This is a genomic window from Hwanghaeella sp. LZ110 (assembly GCF_048892525.1).
Lineage (GTDB): Bacteria > Pseudomonadota > Alphaproteobacteria > UBA8366 > Aestuariispiraceae > Pacificispira.
Window position 1 is genome coordinate 123,875 of the sequence record NZ_JBLZHT010000004.1, and the last position, 15,286, is coordinate 139,160.

Here is a 15,286-nt window from a genome sequence, read left to right on the forward strand (position 1 = left end):
ATCAACCGGCAGTCAGCTTGCGTCCCAAAATGGAGATGAAGAATCCATCCATACCGTGATCGGCCGGGGTCAGGCGCAGGTTTGGACTGTCCGCTGCCCCTGGATAGGCCAGGTTCGGGAAAAGTGTTGTCCAGACTTCCGCCACCGGATGCTGATAGAAATCAGGATGATCGGCCAGAAAAGCTGCGACGCGATCTTCATTTTCCTGTGGCAGGATTGAACAGGTCACATAGATCATGCGGCCCCCCGGCGCGACAAGCCTGGCGGCGCTGTCCATCACTACCGATTGCTTGTGCATCACCTCTTCCAGGCCTTCCGGTGTCAGCTTCCATTTCTGATCGGGATTGCGTCGCCAGGTGCCCGATCCCGTGCAGGGGGCATCAATCAAGACGCGGTCAAAGCCACCATCGAACCGATTGGCGCGGCGCTTCACCCATTTGTCCCGTTCCGACGACAACAGGCGACGCTCCACCATAAATGCCCCTGCCCGCTTCAACCGCTGGGCGGCGCGCTTCAGGCGGGGTTCGGAAACATCACAGGCGATGATCCGACCGGTATTCTCCATCGTGGCCGCCATAGCCAGCGTCTTACCGCCAGCGCCCGCACAGAAATCCACAACCTTCATGCCCGGCTTGGCCTCAACCAACAGCGCGGCGAATTGTGATCCCTCGTCCTGGGGTTCGACCAGGCCTTCCTTGAAGACCTTAGTCCCGCTCAACGGCTTACGGTCCGCCAGGCGCAGACCGATTGGCGACAATGGGGTCGGCTTTGTGACAATACCCTCTTCCGCCAGGGCTGCCTGGGCCGACTCCCGATCTGTCTTCAGCGTATTCACCCGAAGATCGACCGAAGCCTCGTCCAGATGCGCGGCCAATTGCCGCTTGGTATCCGAGCCATATAATTGTGCAAAAATCGGCTGTAGAAATTCCGGCATGTTTCCGGCGGTGACATCCGGCTGGCATTCCAGTTCAAACCCGCGCTGTGCGCCCAATTCGACCATCACGCGCTTTTCCATGCCACTCAGCGGGGCTGGATCAAATCGCTCCCCGGTGATGACGGTTTCCCAATCGGTCAGGCGCATGCCTTCACCCAGTTGCAGCCAGACCAGCAGACGCGAACGACCATCCGGCGGGCCGCTCTTGGCGCGATCCAACCACCAATCAATCTGGCCCCGCCGACGCAGAGTGCCATAGACCATGCCCGCAATGGCAGCCTTGTCCTTGGACCCGGCATAGCGATTACCGCGTGCCCAATCCGACATCATCTTATCCGCAGGGGGTGCGCCAGGGGTGTCCAGGCGGTCCAACAGTTCAATCGCAGCGGAAATCCGCGCACCAGGGGTCATCCAAATCGTACCTTCATCCACAGGATCGACAGTACCAGCGCCAGGGTTACCCCATTGGCCAGTATCAGCGGCAAATCTTCACGCACGATCCCATAGGCCAGCCAAAGGCAAACCCCAAGCGCAAAGATCAGAAACATCGACAGAGAGATATCTGCTGTCGACCGGGAACGCCAACATTTCAACGCCTGCGGCACAAATGCCACCGTCGTACACAAGGCGGCCATCAGGCCAATCAGGCTGATCATTTACGGATACTCACCGATCAATCTGATAATTGGGGGACTCTTTCGTCACCGTGATATCATGAACATGGCTTTCGCGCAGGCCCGCATTGGTAATCCGGCGGAAGGTTGCGCGTTCCTGCATGTCCTCGATTGAGCGGCTTCCGGTATAGCCCATTGCGGCACGCAAGCCGCCCACCAATTGGTGCACCACGCCAGAAACCGGTCCTTTATAGGGAACGCGACCTTCAACGCCTTCCGGCACGAATTTGTGACTTTCCGACACTTCTTCCTGGAAATAGCGATCGGCAGACCCGCGCGACATTGCCCCCGCAGAGCCCATGCCGCGATAGGATTTGTAAGACCGCCCCTGATACAGGAAGACTTCACCCGGCGCTTCTTCTGTCCCGGCCAGCAAGGACCCGATCATTACGGCATTCGCCCCCGCTGCAATGGCTTTTGCCAGATCGCCGGAGAATTTAATGCCACCATCGCCAATGGCTGGAACGCCCAGTTCACGACAGACTTCCGATGCTTCCAGGATCGCGGTTAATTGCGGCACACCTACGCCAGCAACAATGCGGGTGGTGCAAATCGACCCCGGCCCTATCCCGATTTTCACCGCATCGGCGCCATGATCGATCAAGGCCCGCGCGCCTTCTGCCGTGGCGACGTTGCCTGCAATCACCTGGGCATAATTTGACAGCTTCTTAACGCTGGCAACCTGATTAAGGACACCCTGGGAATGACCATGGGCGGTGTCGACGACGATAACATCCACGCCCGCATCCAATAGCTGTTCTGCCCGGGCCAGACCATCCTTGCCCGTTCCGGTCGCAGCAGCGACCCGCAGGCGCCCCCGCTCGTCCTTACAGGCATTAGGGAAGTTTTGTGCCTTTTCGATATCCTTTACGGTGATCAAGCCGACGCAATGCTTTTCCGAATCCAGAACCAGCAGCTTTTCGATGCGGTATTGGTGCAACAGGCGCTTCGCCTCTTCACGGCTGGCCCCTTCCGGCACCGTGATCAATCCCCGCTTGGTCATCAATTCCTTGACCGGCGTATCCAGATCTTCGGCAAAACGGACATCACGGTTGGTCAGGATGCCAACCAGTTTCTTGGATCGCTTGGAGACAACGGGAATCCCGCTGATCCGATTGCGCCGCATCAGTTCCAGCGCCTCGGCCAATGTGCGCTCTGGCGTGATCGTGATCGGGTTCACGACCATGCCGCTTTCAAAGCGCTTTACCATATGCACTTCATGCGCCTGTTCTTCGGCTGTCATATTCTTGTGGATAACGCCGATGCCGCCCTGCTGTGCCATGGCAATCGCCAGCGGGCCTTCGGTCACCGTATCCATGGCCGCAGAGATCAAGGGAATTCCCAAACGGATAGTCTTGGTGAGCTGCGCGCCCGTATCGGTCTGCGCCGGGAGGATTTCAGAGTGACCAGGCTGGAGAAGGACATCATCAAAAGTCAGGGCTTCAGCAAAACGCATGGTGGCACACTCCTTATCTCAGCTTTCGGTGCCGCACTATACGCAAATTCACTCTTAATCCAAGCTTCAATCAGGCAAGCGTTGCAGAAATAGGCCAAAAACACATGTTCCGTGGTGGCACGGATGCAATTTTTGCCAATTTAAGACAAAAAATCAGGGTGCCTTTGTCAAATAACCCTAATCATCCAGTCGAATCGGACCCCATTGGGGATATAAATCCCCCGGCCCTGGATTATCCGGCGCAGTTCGACCCCCCAAATGGGTCATGACACCCCAAACCGCATTTAGGGCTGTCTGCACCGCGCCTTCCGCCCAGGCTGGCGTCCAGCTGATATCATCGCCTGCCAGAAACAATCCGCGTTCCTGGGGTGGCAGGGCATCCTGCATAAAGTGGCGATACATGCGGTGGTTATAGCGATAATGCCCCGGCAGCGCGCCTTTAAATGCCCCCAGGAAATTTGGATCCGCTTCCCAACTGACAGTGATCGGGTCGCCGATGATATGGGACTGGATATTCATATCCGGATAGATCTTCTGCAAGGCAGACAATGCCAGTTCGACCCGGCGTTCCACGGGCAGCGGCAGCATCTTTAGGGCATCAGACATCCAGGAATAGGTCAGGCAGATCACACCGGGCTGATCCGGTCCATTATCGAACAGATAAGTTCCGCGCGTCAGCCTGTCGGTCAGGGTCATCGATAACGGATACCGCCCAGACTTTGGATCCCGGTCCTTCCAGAAAGGACGATCAACCATGACAAAGGTTTTTGAGGATTGCATGTAGCGGGTGCGGTCCAGGGCCATCCAAAGCTTCTGGCTGAACAGCGCCTCCTCCGTATCAATCGCGGTGGTCAGCAGCCAGCTTTGACAGGTCGCGATTACTGCATCGAATTCCTCAGTCCGTCCCCAGCGATCGGTCACTGCGATCCGCCCCCCTTCGGCGCGATGAATGCGGGTCGCGCCGGGCCGCGTCGCGCCGCTGTTCAGCGATTGCAGGCTGGTCCCTGCGGGCCAGTATCCTTTGCCATCAGCAGGACGCCGCCACAGGCCTTGCGGTAACCGTTCCACCCCCCCGACGAAAAACCGTTGGTTGCTGTCGCAATCGGTGACATTGACCCGCAGAATTTCCAGCATGGAATTCGGGAAGTCGGAATCCCATCCCCCGGTGCCAAAGCCAACCTGTCCAAAAACCTCCCGGTGGCGAAAGCTCAAGCGCTGAAAGGCGGGGGATGTGGTGATGAAGTCATAGAAGGTCCGTTCATCCCAATCACGCACCAGCGGATTCCAGATTTCCTTGATGCGCGCCCGGTCTTTGGCGCGGATTGCCGCCTTCAGGTCACTAAAGCGTGCCCCTTCCTCCAGGGCCTGGTCATAAGCGGCGGCGACTTCATGAAACAAGGGCGGCAGGTCGGCCATCGTCTCTGCATAGTGCGTTTCGCCTTCCAGATCGATTACCGTGGACCCGGCAGCGGGTGTCATCGGGTTTGGAAAGGGCTTTGTTTCCAGGCCCAGCATGTCGGCATAGTGATAGAATCCGGTGCCGGAGACCGGGAAGCGCATGCCGCCCAGTTCAGCAACAATATCGGTTGCCCCTTCAAAGGGTTGAGAGCGCAGCCGCCCGCCCAGTTGCCCGGATTCAAACAGGATGGGATGCGCGCCCAGTCGCATCAGCTCATATCCAGCGATCACGCCAGACAGTCCCGCCCCGATCACGGCAACCTTCGCACCATGACTGTCCGCAGGCAGACTGCCAAGGCGGCTGGGATGGGCCAGCCAATCATCATAGGCGAAGGGAAAATCGGGCCCAAACACGGTAATCGGTGCGTCTGTCATGGACGTGCTTTCACAGTGACGGTTCGTCAATAAAGATCGGTGCGACGATCCGATAGATGGGTGACATCCTCTTGCGTCGCCCGCAAAACCGGATGCGACAAATCGGCATACAGGGTTTCCTCCCCCTCCCCATCGGCCCGGACAACATCCGCACCGGTCGGGTCACACAGGCAGGACAGACCGCAATAATCGAAGGGCGCTTCCCGCCCGACATAATTTACATAGGCGACATAAACGCCATTTTCCTGTGCCCGCGCAGGCACAAGGCGGGTACAGACCGTATCATAGGGGCGCATATTGGCGGTTGGCACCAGGATAACCTGTGCGCCTTTCACGGTCAGGGCGCGTGTCACTTCTGGGAATTCCACATCATAGCAAATCGCGACGCCCAGGTTCCAACCGTCCAGCGTCACAATCTCCGACAGGGCCTCCCCCGTTGTGAACTGGCTGCGATCCACGTCCCCGTATAAATGAGTCTTGTGATAAGTGCTGCGCACACTACCGCCCGCATCAATCAGAAACGCCGCGTTATATATGGCACTGGAAACACGATCCGGGCCGCCAACCAGAAGGGCGATGCCATGCTGTCTGGCAATATCGCAGACGCGTTCAAGGTCCATCTCTGACACCGCCGCCTCAATCGCCGCAGCCCCAATATTATAGCCAGACAGAAACATCTCAGGCGTGACAAGCAGGTTCGCGCCATTCTGACCGGCACGATGCGCCTCTTCCGCCAGCCGTGTCAGAGCTTTTGTCATAGACGTCATTGGGCGTGACTGCATTAGGGCAAGGCGCATGATCTAATCCTGTATCAATCGATGGGCGGCCATTCGGTCATAATAGGGTCGACATTCATCCGCAATTGCCTGCAAGGCGAGCGACAGGCTGACGGGTTTGGGCTGATAGGGCAGGAAGCCTGTCGATTGTTCCACCGACTGATACCAGACGGGGGCCCAGATCCCATCACTGTCACGGCGCCCCGGCGGCCAGGATAGCATGGCGGGATCAAAAGCGATGCCAATCGCTTTACAAAGGGCGGTCAAATTTCGTTTCGGATCGGACAGGACATCCTTCGCATCCAGAACCGGTGGCACATTGCCAGATCGGCTGGATACCTGTTCGAAAAGCTGCCACAGCCGTTCAAAACCGAAATCCGCAACACTCGGTGTTTCACGCTTCTGAGTATAAGAGGCGACCATTGCGTCAGGATCGCGGATCAAAAAGCAGTGGACCATATCATCCGACCAGGACAGATCATCCCCAGGTAACATATGCAGGCTCATATGCTTCTGGTACCAGATTGCTGCGCCTCCTGGGACAGGTCCCGCCAGTGTCCGGGCGATGCGGGCGAAATCACAGTCCATATCGGCCATCACGTCTGCCGCCATGGGATGATCAATCCCCGTGCGCGACAGGTAACAGCCATAAAAGGGCTCGTCCGTGACCGTGCAATCCGCGCGGTTTTCAAAGCTGCGCATCATGGCCGTAGAGATGTTGCGCGGCCCGGACCACATGGCGATGCGCAACCCCTGGCTCATACCGAAATCTCTCCTGACGGGCATTCCCGCTCGATAAGGGCATAATAGCCCTGTCTGAGGCGCTGGGTAACCGGCCCCAAACCGCCAGACCCGATTTTCCGGCCGTCCACTTCCCGCACGGGGATCAGACCAGCAAAAGTACCGGTCACAAAGGCCTCGTCAGAGGAATAAACTTTGGTCAGAGGGAATGTCGTCTCCCGCGCTGGAATGCCCAATTCTGTTGCGACGCGCAGAACATTGCCACGTGTGATTCCCGCCAGACAATACTGGCCCGACGAAGTCCAGACCTCCCCGTCCCGCACGATAAAGAAATGCGTTGAATTGCAGGTTGCGACAAAGCCCTGGGGGTCCAGCATCAGGGCCTCGTCCGCGCCAGCCTTTTCCGCCTGAATGCAGGCCGCGATACAGTTCAGCTTGCTGAGGGAGTTCCATGACGGATCCTGCACGTCGGGCGCACCGCGATGGATATGAACCGTATGCAGCCGCAACCCGGTCTTCAGAACATCAGGGTTTGGGGATTTGTATTCTGGAATAATGACGATGGTCGCCGGACCGATATTCGCACGCGGGCTTTGAAACGGGGTGGTCTTCATGCCGCGCGAGACGACAAGGCGGATATGAACGCCGGTCACCATATCATTAACGCGGCAGGTTTCCAGAATGGCACTGTGCAAGGCATCGGGGCTCATCCCGATATCCATATCGATCGCCTTCGCACCTTCATACAAACGCGCCAGATGTCGGTCGATGAAGGCCAGGCGGCCATTATGCAGGCGTATCCCCTCCCACACTCCATCGCCCAGCAGGAACCCTGAATCAAAAACCGAAACAGTGGCTTCTGCGCGGGGCACGATCTTGCCCCTAACATAGATCTTTACCGTTTCATTTCGCGGATCCGCGCCATGGGCATGACTTCCGGTTTCCATCGATGATCTCTTTTCCAGTTGATTTTGTTTCTGCTAGGCTCCGTATTCCTACACCTAATCCTCGTACCACCCTGACAAAGCGACCGCAATATGACCGACGATCCGACAGCCCGCCCCGGTGAAAGCCTTCTGATATTAGGTGCCGGCGCGGTTGGCTGCACCTCTGCCCTGGCCTTTGCGCGGCGCGGGTTCAAGGTCACGGTGATTGATCGGACCGGTCCTGGATCCGGGGCCAGTTATGGCAATGCGGGTGGAATTGTTCCCTCCGCCTCCCCCCTTGCCCAGCCTGGCCTGCCCTGGCAGGTGCCGGGCATGCTGGTTGACCCGACCGGCCCGCTTAGTATCCACCCCGCAGAATTGATCAAGTCCCTGCCCTGGTTTCTGCGCTTTGTGATGGAATGCAGCGCCAGCCGGGCCGAGGCAAATTCCAAGGCCCTGTATGCGCTCAGCGGCTCCGCTGCCCCGGCCTGGAAAGATTTGATACGCGGCACGCCCGCCGAAACGCTGTTGCGCGATGTTGGCTGGCTGAAAGTCTATTCCAGCGAAGACGGCTTTAAGAATCACGCCCCGGAACGTGATTTTCTTCGGCGGCGCGGTGCGCCGGTGGAAATACTCAGTCAGGATGAAGTTCGCCAGTTAGAACCCAATCTGGCCCCGATCTTTGTGCGCGGCATGCTACAGCCCGACGGGCTGTTTGCTGTGAACCCCCAGCGGCTGGTTGAGGCCGTCGCGACAGAGGCGATGGCGCAAGGTGCAAAATTCCTGCGTGAAACCATCGAAGACCTGACCGTCGATCCGGATGGGCGCATTACGGTTAAAACCAATGTGACCCAACACAAGCCAGACCGGGTGATGATTTGTGCCGGGGCCTTTTCAAAACGGTTTGCACAGGCCCTGGGGGCAGCCCCCTTGCTGGTGGCGGAACGCGGCTATCACGCAATGTTCGACAGGCCGGAAAAATGCACGACCCGCCCGGCCTTCTGGGTGGAAAACAGCATGGTCCTGTGTCCCATGGAACAGGGGGTCAGACTGACAACGCAGTCTGAATTCAACGGGTTGACGGCGGAACCTAGCTATCGGCGCCTGAACCGGTTGATACCCAAGGCGATGGAAATGATGCCCCAACTGAATTCAACCGTTCGGGATCGATGGATGGGACATCGTCCCGCAACCCCGGATTCCTTACCTGTGCTGGGTGTTGCCCCGGCAACGCCGCGCGGCTTCTTCAATTTCGGTCACAACCATCTTGGCCTGACCCTATCTGCAATTTCAGCCCAGGTCGCCGTGGATTTGTGGACGCAGGCGGGTTTGTCAGAAAATATCCCCATTAGCGCCTATCGCCCACTTCGATAAAGGCGATCTTCTTCAAAACACCCATCCGCTTGTTACAGTTTTATAACACCAAGTTTTGGTAATAAATTGTTTAGACTTTCCCGATACGGTCTTGCATCAAGGATTTTTTGCGATCGGGTGCTTCAAGATGTCAGAACTGGACCTAAAAAGCCGAGAAGACGCGTTTCTAAGTGCCACGGCTCAAACTGTGACATTTGCCTTTCAGCCAATCGTCAATATTCACACCGGGCGTTGCATCGGGTTTGAGGCATTACTCAGGAACATCGACAGGCTTGGCTATAAAACCATATCCAGCTTATTTGATCATGCCTGGAACAAGGGTTTGCTGAACCGCCTTGATATCATTCTACGGCGCATGGCCATTGCCCAATTCTCGCAAACGGAAGCCTGTCACGGCAGCAAGCTGTTCTTTAACATCGATAACCGCTGTTTGGACAGCCGGGATTACCAACCGCACGAAACGTCAAAACTATTAGAACAATACAGTCTTGCGCCTGAAAACTTTGTGATGGAATTGTCAGAATCCAATGACTTTCTGGCAGTCAGGCATTTGGAGGATTCGCTGCAGCTTTGTACCGAATATGGTTTCAAGCTGGCGATTGATGATTTCGGGCGTGGCTTTTCGGAAGTGCAAATGCTGTTTGGCTATCAGCCGGATTTCATCAAAATTGATCGGTTTTTCATTTCCGGCCTGGCGGATGATTCCAAAAAGCGGCTATTTGTCTCCTCCATCGTCAATTTGGCCCATGTTCTGGGCGTCATTGTCCTGGCCGAAGGCGTTGAGACCGAACGTGAGTTCCTGGCCTGCAAGAGCATTGGATGTGATCTGGTTCAGGGATATTTTATTGCGCGGCCGACGACAGAACACGATACCCTGAAAGCCGCCTATCCGATTGTGGCAGAGACAAATGCGCGTGACCGCCGACAAAGGGGAACGGATGAATTTCTGATCCGGGATTTCATAAAACCGTTGCAGGCGCTTTCAATCCACAATGACATGACAACGGTTTTTGAAGAATTCCGGCAAAACAAAACCCAGTCCGTCTTTCCGGTATTGGGGGACGGTCAATCGCCCCTGGGAATTGTGCGCGAGGGCGACCTGAAAGACTTCATATACCTTCAATACGGGCGCGAACTTTTACAGAATCGCGCCCTTGGCCGTGGCCTGAAGGATTTTCTGACCCGCTGTCCGATTGTGGATATCAATACCGAAGTCGAAAAGATCCTGGAAATCTATGCCACGGGCGAAGACAAGGATGGGATCATCATCACTGAAGATTTCTGCTATGTCGGGTTCCTGACGGCAGATGCATTGTTGCGTATCGTTAATGAAAAAAACATGACGATGGCGAGGGATCAAAACCCACTGACCAAGCTTCCTGGAAACAATTCAGTCGTAGACTATCTGACCAAAGGACTGGACCACCCGGAATCAGACTGGGCCTTTGTTTATTTTGATTTCAATGACTTCAAACCTTTTAACGATAGCTATGGTTTCCGCCAGGGCGACCGCGCGATCACGCTGTTTGCCGATATCTTGCAGGCTGAAAGCATGACCCTTCCTGGATTTCTGGGGCATGTGGGGGGGGATGACTTTTTTGCTGGATTCAAGGATCTGCCTCAGGATGACGTCCAGAGGTTTGTTAAACATGTATTGGAAAAATTCAAAGCAGATGCTGAGGGGTTGTATCTGCCCGAACATCGCACTGCGGGTAAATTGGAAGCAAAAGACCGACACGGACAGATGCGGAGTTTTGGCCTGTTGAGCTGTGCCGCTGCGATTGTCCACTTGACCCGGGGGGCGCACCGGATTGAGCCGGATCAACTGTTTGATGTCATTGCCAAAGGAAAGAAGGCAGCAAAACAAATGGAAACCGCCATATCCCTGGATATTGTCGACCGCAGCGCCGAAGAGGACCGCTAATCCGGCAGAACATCCTCTGCACTGCGCGCGCTGGCCAGGACCAGAGAAATCAATACGGCCGCGCCACCAACATATTGAATGGTGGTCATGACGTCGCCTAACAACAGCGCCGACAGGACGATAATCGTCAGAGGCTCAAAATTATACAACATCGCCGCTTTTACCGACCCCGTCCGCGCCAGGGCCGGATAGGTCAAGGCCATGCCAATCGCGTATACGGTCGCAGCAGCCCAAAACGCCGACCATCCCCCGATCTGCTGCGGAAAGCCGCCATCCAACAGCAACATGCCTGGGATGAACAGCAGGCCAACCAGGGCATTCGACCACCCCATCAGCAATAAGGAAGAGACCCGTTTCGTCAAAGGGGGAACGACGAAGAAATACACCGCCGCCCCAACAGCTGCCAACAGGCCCAGCCCCACACCGATTGGATCAAGATCCTGCAAGGTCGGTCCGAACACCAGGGCAAGCCCTGCAAAGGCCAGTGTAAAAATACCCAAGCGACGAATTCCCGGAAGCTCCCGCGCGTGAATGGCGGCAATCACAAGCACGATCAGGGGATACAGATAGAACAGAAGAGCCGTCAAACTGGCCGGGATACGCCCCAGCGCGCCCAGATATCCATAGGAAATCGCCGTTGTAGCGCCAGCAATGGTCAATAGACCGGGCCAGGCATCTCTGGGAACCGCCAGGGATATCCCCTTCACCTTCGCCCAGATCAGGAAGGGCAGCGCCGCACCAATGCAGCGCAACATCGCCAGGGCGATGGGATCAGCCCCATCCATGTAAGATAATTTAGCAAGTGGAATCTGGATTCCCAACAGCCCTGCGGAAAGCAGGCACAGCGCGACACCCGACATAGACGCAATCACTCCCCCCAGCCACGTAACACGGCCAACTGCCTTCCCCGAAGGAGCCGTCCCTAGCCTTCATTGCGCAGGATCGTCGCCTTGCGGCGGTTCCAGTCCCGCTGTTTTATATCCTGGCGCTTATCATATTCACGCTTACCGCGCCCAAGGCCCAGCGCAATTTTCGCCAATCCCCGATTGTTGAAATACATACGCAGGGGGATCAAGGTCAGCCCTTCCCGCTGCACCGACCCCATCAATTTTGACATCTCTTTACGATGCAATAACAGGGTGCGAATGCGCTTTGGCTCATGCTGTGCGCGCATCGGGGCGTGCGAATATTCGCCAATATGCAGATTGTGCAGATAAACACCGCCGCCCTTGGGCGCGGCATAGGCATCTGACAGGTTCACAGTCCCCAACCGCAACGATTTCACTTCGGTTCCGGTCAGGACGATCCCTGCCTCATATTCTTCTTCAATGGCATAATCATGGCGTGCGCGACGGTTCACGGCGATTGTCCCCGTGGCCATCATATGCTTTTTCTTTTTATCCTTCCCAGCCATGATCTCATCATTGCACCCTCTATGGTCTTCCCTTCGGGGGATGCAATTTTCCTTTCATCCATCAAGTCAAACACGCCTAAATCAAACCAGCGCTTTTCATCGCTGCGGTCACAATCGCTTTCGTTTCCGTCGTTGCCGAAACCAGCGGCAGACGAACCGTTTCCCCCGACAGGCCCAACAGATGGGCCCCAAACTTGGCCGGTGCCGGGGACGACTGACAGAACATCGCGCCATGGATCGGCATCAGCGTGTCGCGTGCCCGTTCAAAGCTGTCCCAGTCCTTCTGCTGCCAGCTGTCATGCAACTGTGCACACAGCTTGGGGGCGACATTGGAAGACACCGAAATGCATCCATGTCCACCCTGGGCCAGGAATGCCCCAATCGTTGCGTCTTCACCAGACAATTGCGCAAAGTCAGGACCAATTGCCAGCCGCGTCGCCAGGGGGCGCGCCAAATCGTTGGACGCATCCTTAACGCCGATGATGGTGTCAAAATCCTGCGCCAGGCGGGCCATTGTCGCAACCGACATATCAATCACGCTGCGACCCGGTATATTGTAAATGATGATCGGGATATCAACCGCAGAGGCAATCGCTGCGTAATGCGCATACAGGCCGTCTTGCGTGGGCTTATTGTAATAGGGCGTTACCACCAGCGCCGCATCGGCACCAGCCTCTTTCGCATGATGCGTCAGGCTGATTGCTTCGCGCGTATTGTTTGATCCCGTCCCAGCAATCACCGGCACCTTACCGCCGGCCACTTCAATGGCGATATCGATCACGCGGCGGTGTTCTTCATGGGACAGTGTTGGCGACTCCCCGGTCGTGCCGACGGGTATCACGCCATCGGTGCCCTCATCGATCTGCCATTGCACGAATTTCGCGAAGGCGGCTTCATCAACCGACCCATCCTCGTGCATCGGCGTGATCAGCGCCGTCATCGATCCGCGAAACATCGCAGGCATGTCCCATACTCCTTGGTCTTGTAAAAACCGGTCGCCGAAGACTCCGGCGCCGAAAGTGACCGGGTTGTTACCATAAGGTTGCCCGCAGCAACAAGCCAGAAACCAGATCACATCCTGGCGAGTGTTCCAGAAAACCAAGTTTCGCCTGTTGCACGCGCGCGCGAAGCAACCGATACTCTTTCCATGGCAAGACCATGCGGGCTTTTAAGAAAGTGTGCCGCCAGTGAGGCAACAATCCGCTAACGCCAAAAACACCTGATTGACCGGAGCGCTTAACAGAATGCTCTTAATACGCCTTTCCTGCCGACTGTCGCGCCCCTTGGTTGCCGCCCTTTGTGGCACGGTAATGGTGCTGATTTCCTTATCATCGACCAGTCATGCTGACCTGTTAAACCCCAGCGATAAAAAACAATATGAAATTGCGTTCCGGGCGTTGGATGCAGGGCGCTGGGATGTCGCCCTGAACCATGCCGGGCGCGCGATGGAGAAACTGCCTGCGAAAGCCATCGAATGGCTGTATCTGCAAAGCAGCGATTCAAAGGCCGACTTTAACGAAATCACAAAATTCATTGCCGACAATCCATCCTGGCCGCGCCTGGACAGATTAAACAGTCTGGCGGAACGCGCCATGACCAACACCCTGCCCGATCCGGTTATCATCGCTTGGTTTCGGGAAAACCCACCCTCCACAGGGGATGGCTTTTTCCTGTATATCAATGCGCTGGAACGCACAGGCACTCCGGCCATGGTTCAGAATGAGGTTAAGCGCGCCTGGCGGGATCTGGATATGTCCGGCAGCGACGAGCATGAATTTCGCCAGCGATTCCGCAAACTGGTCCCCATGGAAGACGAGATTTACCGGCTGGACCGTCAGATATGGGACGGCAATTTTGGGGCCGCGGGGCGCCAGATGCGGCGAGTTCCCGATGGTTATCGCCAATTGGCAGACGCCCGGATGCGCCTGGCCCGAATGGCAGGCGGTGTGGATGCCGCTGTTGGACGGGTCCCCCCAAATTTAGCAAATGACCCCGGCCTTACTTTTGAGCGCCTGCGCTGGCGCCGCCGCAAAGGACGGGACGCCGATGCGATAGAGCTTCTGGCTTGGCCCGATATGCAGACCAGCCACCCTGAAATGTGGTGGACCGAACGCGCGATCCTATCCCGCGATATGCTGGAAGCCGGAAACGCCGAACTGGCCTATACAATCGCCAGCCAACACCGTGTCCCCGACGGAGCAGATTTTGCGGAGGCGGAATGGTTTTCGGGCTGGGTAGCGTTGCGTTTTCTGAATGATCCGGAAAAGGCCTTCCCACATTTTCGCGATATGTATAACAATGTTGGATATCCCGTCAGCCGATCCCGGGCAGCCTATTGGGCGGGCCGCGCGGCTGAAGCGGCTGGAAAAGCTGAAATATCGCAACAATGGTACAGTGTCGCGGCCCAGCACCCGACCAGTTTCTACGGCCAGGTCGCCGCGATGAAACTGCCCCCCGCAATGCAGACCGTCATTGCAACCGACCCGCATATCACGCCCGATCATCGCCGCGTCTATGAAGAAGCGGAACTGACCCGGTTGGTGCGGATGCTGGGGGAATTGGGCGCAGATGATACCGTGCGCACCTTAATCGCGCATCTGTCCCGCCAGTATAATGATCCAGCCTATTTGACCCTGACATCCGAACTGGCCGCTGATATGGACCGTCTGGACCTTGCTGTCTTTGCCTCTCGCCAGGCGATCAAGACAGAGGTTGTGACACTGGCCGGCTATCCGATCCTGCCGTTCAAAGCCAGCCAACTTTCCGACCTGACAATCGTGCATGGCCTGATCCGCCAGGAAAGCGGCTTTGATATCGATGCCGTCAGCAGTGCGGGCGCATTGGGCCTGATGCAATTAATGCCGGGCACGGCTAAGGTCGTCTCCGGATGGGAAAAATTGCGCTATGACAAAGCCGCCCTGACCGGAGATATGGATTACAATGTCCGCCTGGGCAGTGCATATCTAAAGGACCTGTTGCAAAAGTTTGATGGCATGCTGCCAATGGCCTTTGCTGGCTATAATGCCGGACCAAGCCGGGTCGTGGAATGGTCCAGACGCTTTGGCGACCCCCGCAGCATGGATTTTGAGGAAATCATCGACTGGATGGAATCCATCCCCTTCCCTGAAACCCGCAACTATGTCCAGCGGGTTTTGGAAAACATCAATGTGTATCGCCAACGGGCGGCGGGACGGTCTGTTCCCATCAGCATGACAGCCGAAACAGGATAACAGC

13 protein-coding genes are annotated in these 15,286 nt (G+C 56.5%); 3 read left to right on the plus strand and 10 right to left on the minus strand.

Translation table 11 applies throughout. The features are described from left to right. Nucleotide 1: 1 nt before the first annotated feature. From ACOSDM_RS09265 to ACOSDM_RS09295, 7 genes are all read right to left on the minus strand, one after another. A complete protein-coding gene (locus ACOSDM_RS09265) occupies nucleotides 2-1,345 on the minus strand; it encodes an RsmB/NOP family class I SAM-dependent RNA methyltransferase (protein WP_420724227.1) in 1,344 nt (447 codons plus the stop codon). Beyond that, nucleotides 1,342-1,590, minus strand: a complete 249-nt coding sequence (locus tag ACOSDM_RS09270; RefSeq protein ID WP_420724228.1) for a SemiSWEET transporter — start codon at nucleotides 1,588-1,590, stop codon at nucleotides 1,342-1,344. Before ACOSDM_RS09270 ends, ACOSDM_RS09265 begins: the two co-directional genes overlap by 4 nt. A 10-nt stretch (nucleotides 1,591-1,600) precedes the next feature. After that, complete coding sequence (gene guaB, locus ACOSDM_RS09275; protein WP_420724229.1) at nucleotides 1,601-3,064, minus strand: IMP dehydrogenase; 1,464 nt, start codon at nucleotides 3,062-3,064, stop codon at nucleotides 1,601-1,603. 177 nt (nucleotides 3,065-3,241) lie between these two features. Then, the gene (locus ACOSDM_RS09280; RefSeq protein ID WP_420724230.1) at nucleotides 3,242-4,897 is read right to left on the minus strand and encodes a flavin monoamine oxidase family protein; all 1,656 of its coding nucleotides are present in this window, start codon (nucleotides 4,895-4,897) and stop codon (nucleotides 3,242-3,244) included. A 26-nt stretch (nucleotides 4,898-4,923) separates the two neighbouring features. Next, complete coding sequence (locus ACOSDM_RS09285; RefSeq protein WP_420724231.1) at nucleotides 4,924-5,694, minus strand: carbon-nitrogen hydrolase family protein; 771 nt, start codon at nucleotides 5,692-5,694, stop codon at nucleotides 4,924-4,926. A gap of 3 nt (nucleotides 5,695-5,697) precedes the next feature. Then, complete coding sequence (locus ACOSDM_RS09290) at nucleotides 5,698-6,435, minus strand: hypothetical protein (protein WP_420724232.1); 738 nt, start codon at nucleotides 6,433-6,435, stop codon at nucleotides 5,698-5,700. Beyond that, nucleotides 6,432-7,361 carry an aminotransferase class IV gene (locus tag ACOSDM_RS09295; RefSeq protein ID WP_420724233.1) on the minus strand — a complete coding sequence of 310 codons (930 nt, stop codon included), beginning with the start codon at nucleotides 7,359-7,361 and terminating at the stop codon, nucleotides 6,432-6,434. Before ACOSDM_RS09295 ends, ACOSDM_RS09290 begins: the two co-directional genes overlap by 4 nt. Before the next feature lie 90 nt (nucleotides 7,362-7,451). Between ACOSDM_RS09295 and ACOSDM_RS09300 the strand changes: the two genes are divergently transcribed. Both ACOSDM_RS09300 and ACOSDM_RS09305 read left to right on the plus strand, forming a co-directional pair. Continuing rightward, complete coding sequence (locus tag ACOSDM_RS09300) at nucleotides 7,452-8,714, plus strand: NAD(P)/FAD-dependent oxidoreductase (protein WP_420724234.1); 1,263 nt, start codon at nucleotides 7,452-7,454, stop codon at nucleotides 8,712-8,714. A gap of 127 nt (nucleotides 8,715-8,841) precedes the next feature. After that, on the plus strand, nucleotides 8,842-10,638 hold the full coding sequence (locus ACOSDM_RS09305) for an EAL domain-containing protein (protein ID WP_420724235.1): 1,797 nt from the start codon (nucleotides 8,842-8,844) through the stop codon (nucleotides 10,636-10,638). Here the strand turns inward: ACOSDM_RS09305 and ACOSDM_RS09310 are convergent. The 3 genes from ACOSDM_RS09310 to dapA all read right to left on the minus strand — a co-directional run bounded on the left by ACOSDM_RS09310 (nucleotide 10,635) and on the right by dapA (nucleotide 13,007). Beyond that, nucleotides 10,635-11,498: a DMT family transporter gene (locus ACOSDM_RS09310; protein ID WP_420724236.1), complete on the minus strand. Its 864-nt coding sequence runs from the start codon at nucleotides 11,496-11,498 to the stop codon at nucleotides 10,635-10,637. The genes ACOSDM_RS09305 and ACOSDM_RS09310 overlap by 4 nt on opposite strands. 62 nt (nucleotides 11,499-11,560) lie before the next feature. Continuing rightward, complete coding sequence (smpB, locus tag ACOSDM_RS09315) at nucleotides 11,561-12,052, minus strand: SsrA-binding protein SmpB (protein WP_420724237.1); 492 nt, start codon at nucleotides 12,050-12,052, stop codon at nucleotides 11,561-11,563. Between the two features lie 76 nt (nucleotides 12,053-12,128). Further along, entirely contained in the window at nucleotides 12,129-13,007 is an 879-nt protein-coding gene (gene dapA, locus ACOSDM_RS09320) for a 4-hydroxy-tetrahydrodipicolinate synthase (RefSeq protein ID WP_420724601.1), read from the minus strand. A gap of 289 nt (nucleotides 13,008-13,296) precedes the next feature. Here dapA and ACOSDM_RS09325 point away from each other — a divergent pair, with 289 nt between their 5' ends. Further along, entirely contained in the window at nucleotides 13,297-15,282 is a 1,986-nt protein-coding gene (locus tag ACOSDM_RS09325) for a lytic transglycosylase domain-containing protein (protein WP_420724238.1), read from the plus strand. Nucleotides 15,283-15,286: the final 4 nt, after the last annotated feature.

What these genes read in the sequence shown, in the direction of transcription:
- dapA (WP_420724601.1), bottom strand. Translation starts at nt 13,007, where the DNA reads ATGTTTCGCGGATCGATGACGGCGCTGATCACGCCGATGCACGAGGAT.
- ACOSDM_RS09325 (WP_420724238.1), top strand. Translation starts at nt 13,297, where the DNA reads ATGCTCTTAATACGCCTTTCCTGCCGACTGTCGCGCCCCTTGGTTGCC.
- smpB (WP_420724237.1), bottom strand. Translation starts at nt 12,052, where the DNA reads ATGGCTGGGAAGGATAAAAAGAAAAAGCATATGATGGCCACGGGGACA.
- ACOSDM_RS09305 (WP_420724235.1), top strand. Translation starts at nt 8,842, where the DNA reads ATGTCAGAACTGGACCTAAAAAGCCGAGAAGACGCGTTTCTAAGTGCC.
- ACOSDM_RS09310 (WP_420724236.1), bottom strand. Translation starts at nt 11,498, where the DNA reads ATGTCGGGTGTCGCGCTGTGCCTGCTTTCCGCAGGGCTGTTGGGAATC.
- ACOSDM_RS09270 (WP_420724228.1), bottom strand. Translation starts at nt 1,590, where the DNA reads ATGATCAGCCTGATTGGCCTGATGGCCGCCTTGTGTACGACGGTGGCA.
- guaB (WP_420724229.1), bottom strand. Translation starts at nt 3,064, where the DNA reads ATGCGTTTTGCTGAAGCCCTGACTTTTGATGATGTCCTTCTCCAGCCT.
- ACOSDM_RS09265 (WP_420724227.1), bottom strand. Translation starts at nt 1,345, where the DNA reads ATGACCCCTGGTGCGCGGATTTCCGCTGCGATTGAACTGTTGGACCGC.
- ACOSDM_RS09295 (WP_420724233.1), bottom strand. Translation starts at nt 7,361, where the DNA reads ATGGAAACCGGAAGTCATGCCCATGGCGCGGATCCGCGAAATGAAACG.
- ACOSDM_RS09300 (WP_420724234.1), top strand. Translation starts at nt 7,452, where the DNA reads ATGACCGACGATCCGACAGCCCGCCCCGGTGAAAGCCTTCTGATATTA.
- ACOSDM_RS09280 (WP_420724230.1), bottom strand. Translation starts at nt 4,897, where the DNA reads ATGACAGACGCACCGATTACCGTGTTTGGGCCCGATTTTCCCTTCGCC.
- ACOSDM_RS09290 (WP_420724232.1), bottom strand. Translation starts at nt 6,435, where the DNA reads ATGAGCCAGGGGTTGCGCATCGCCATGTGGTCCGGGCCGCGCAACATC.
- ACOSDM_RS09285 (WP_420724231.1), bottom strand. Translation starts at nt 5,694, where the DNA reads ATGCGCCTTGCCCTAATGCAGTCACGCCCAATGACGTCTATGACAAAA.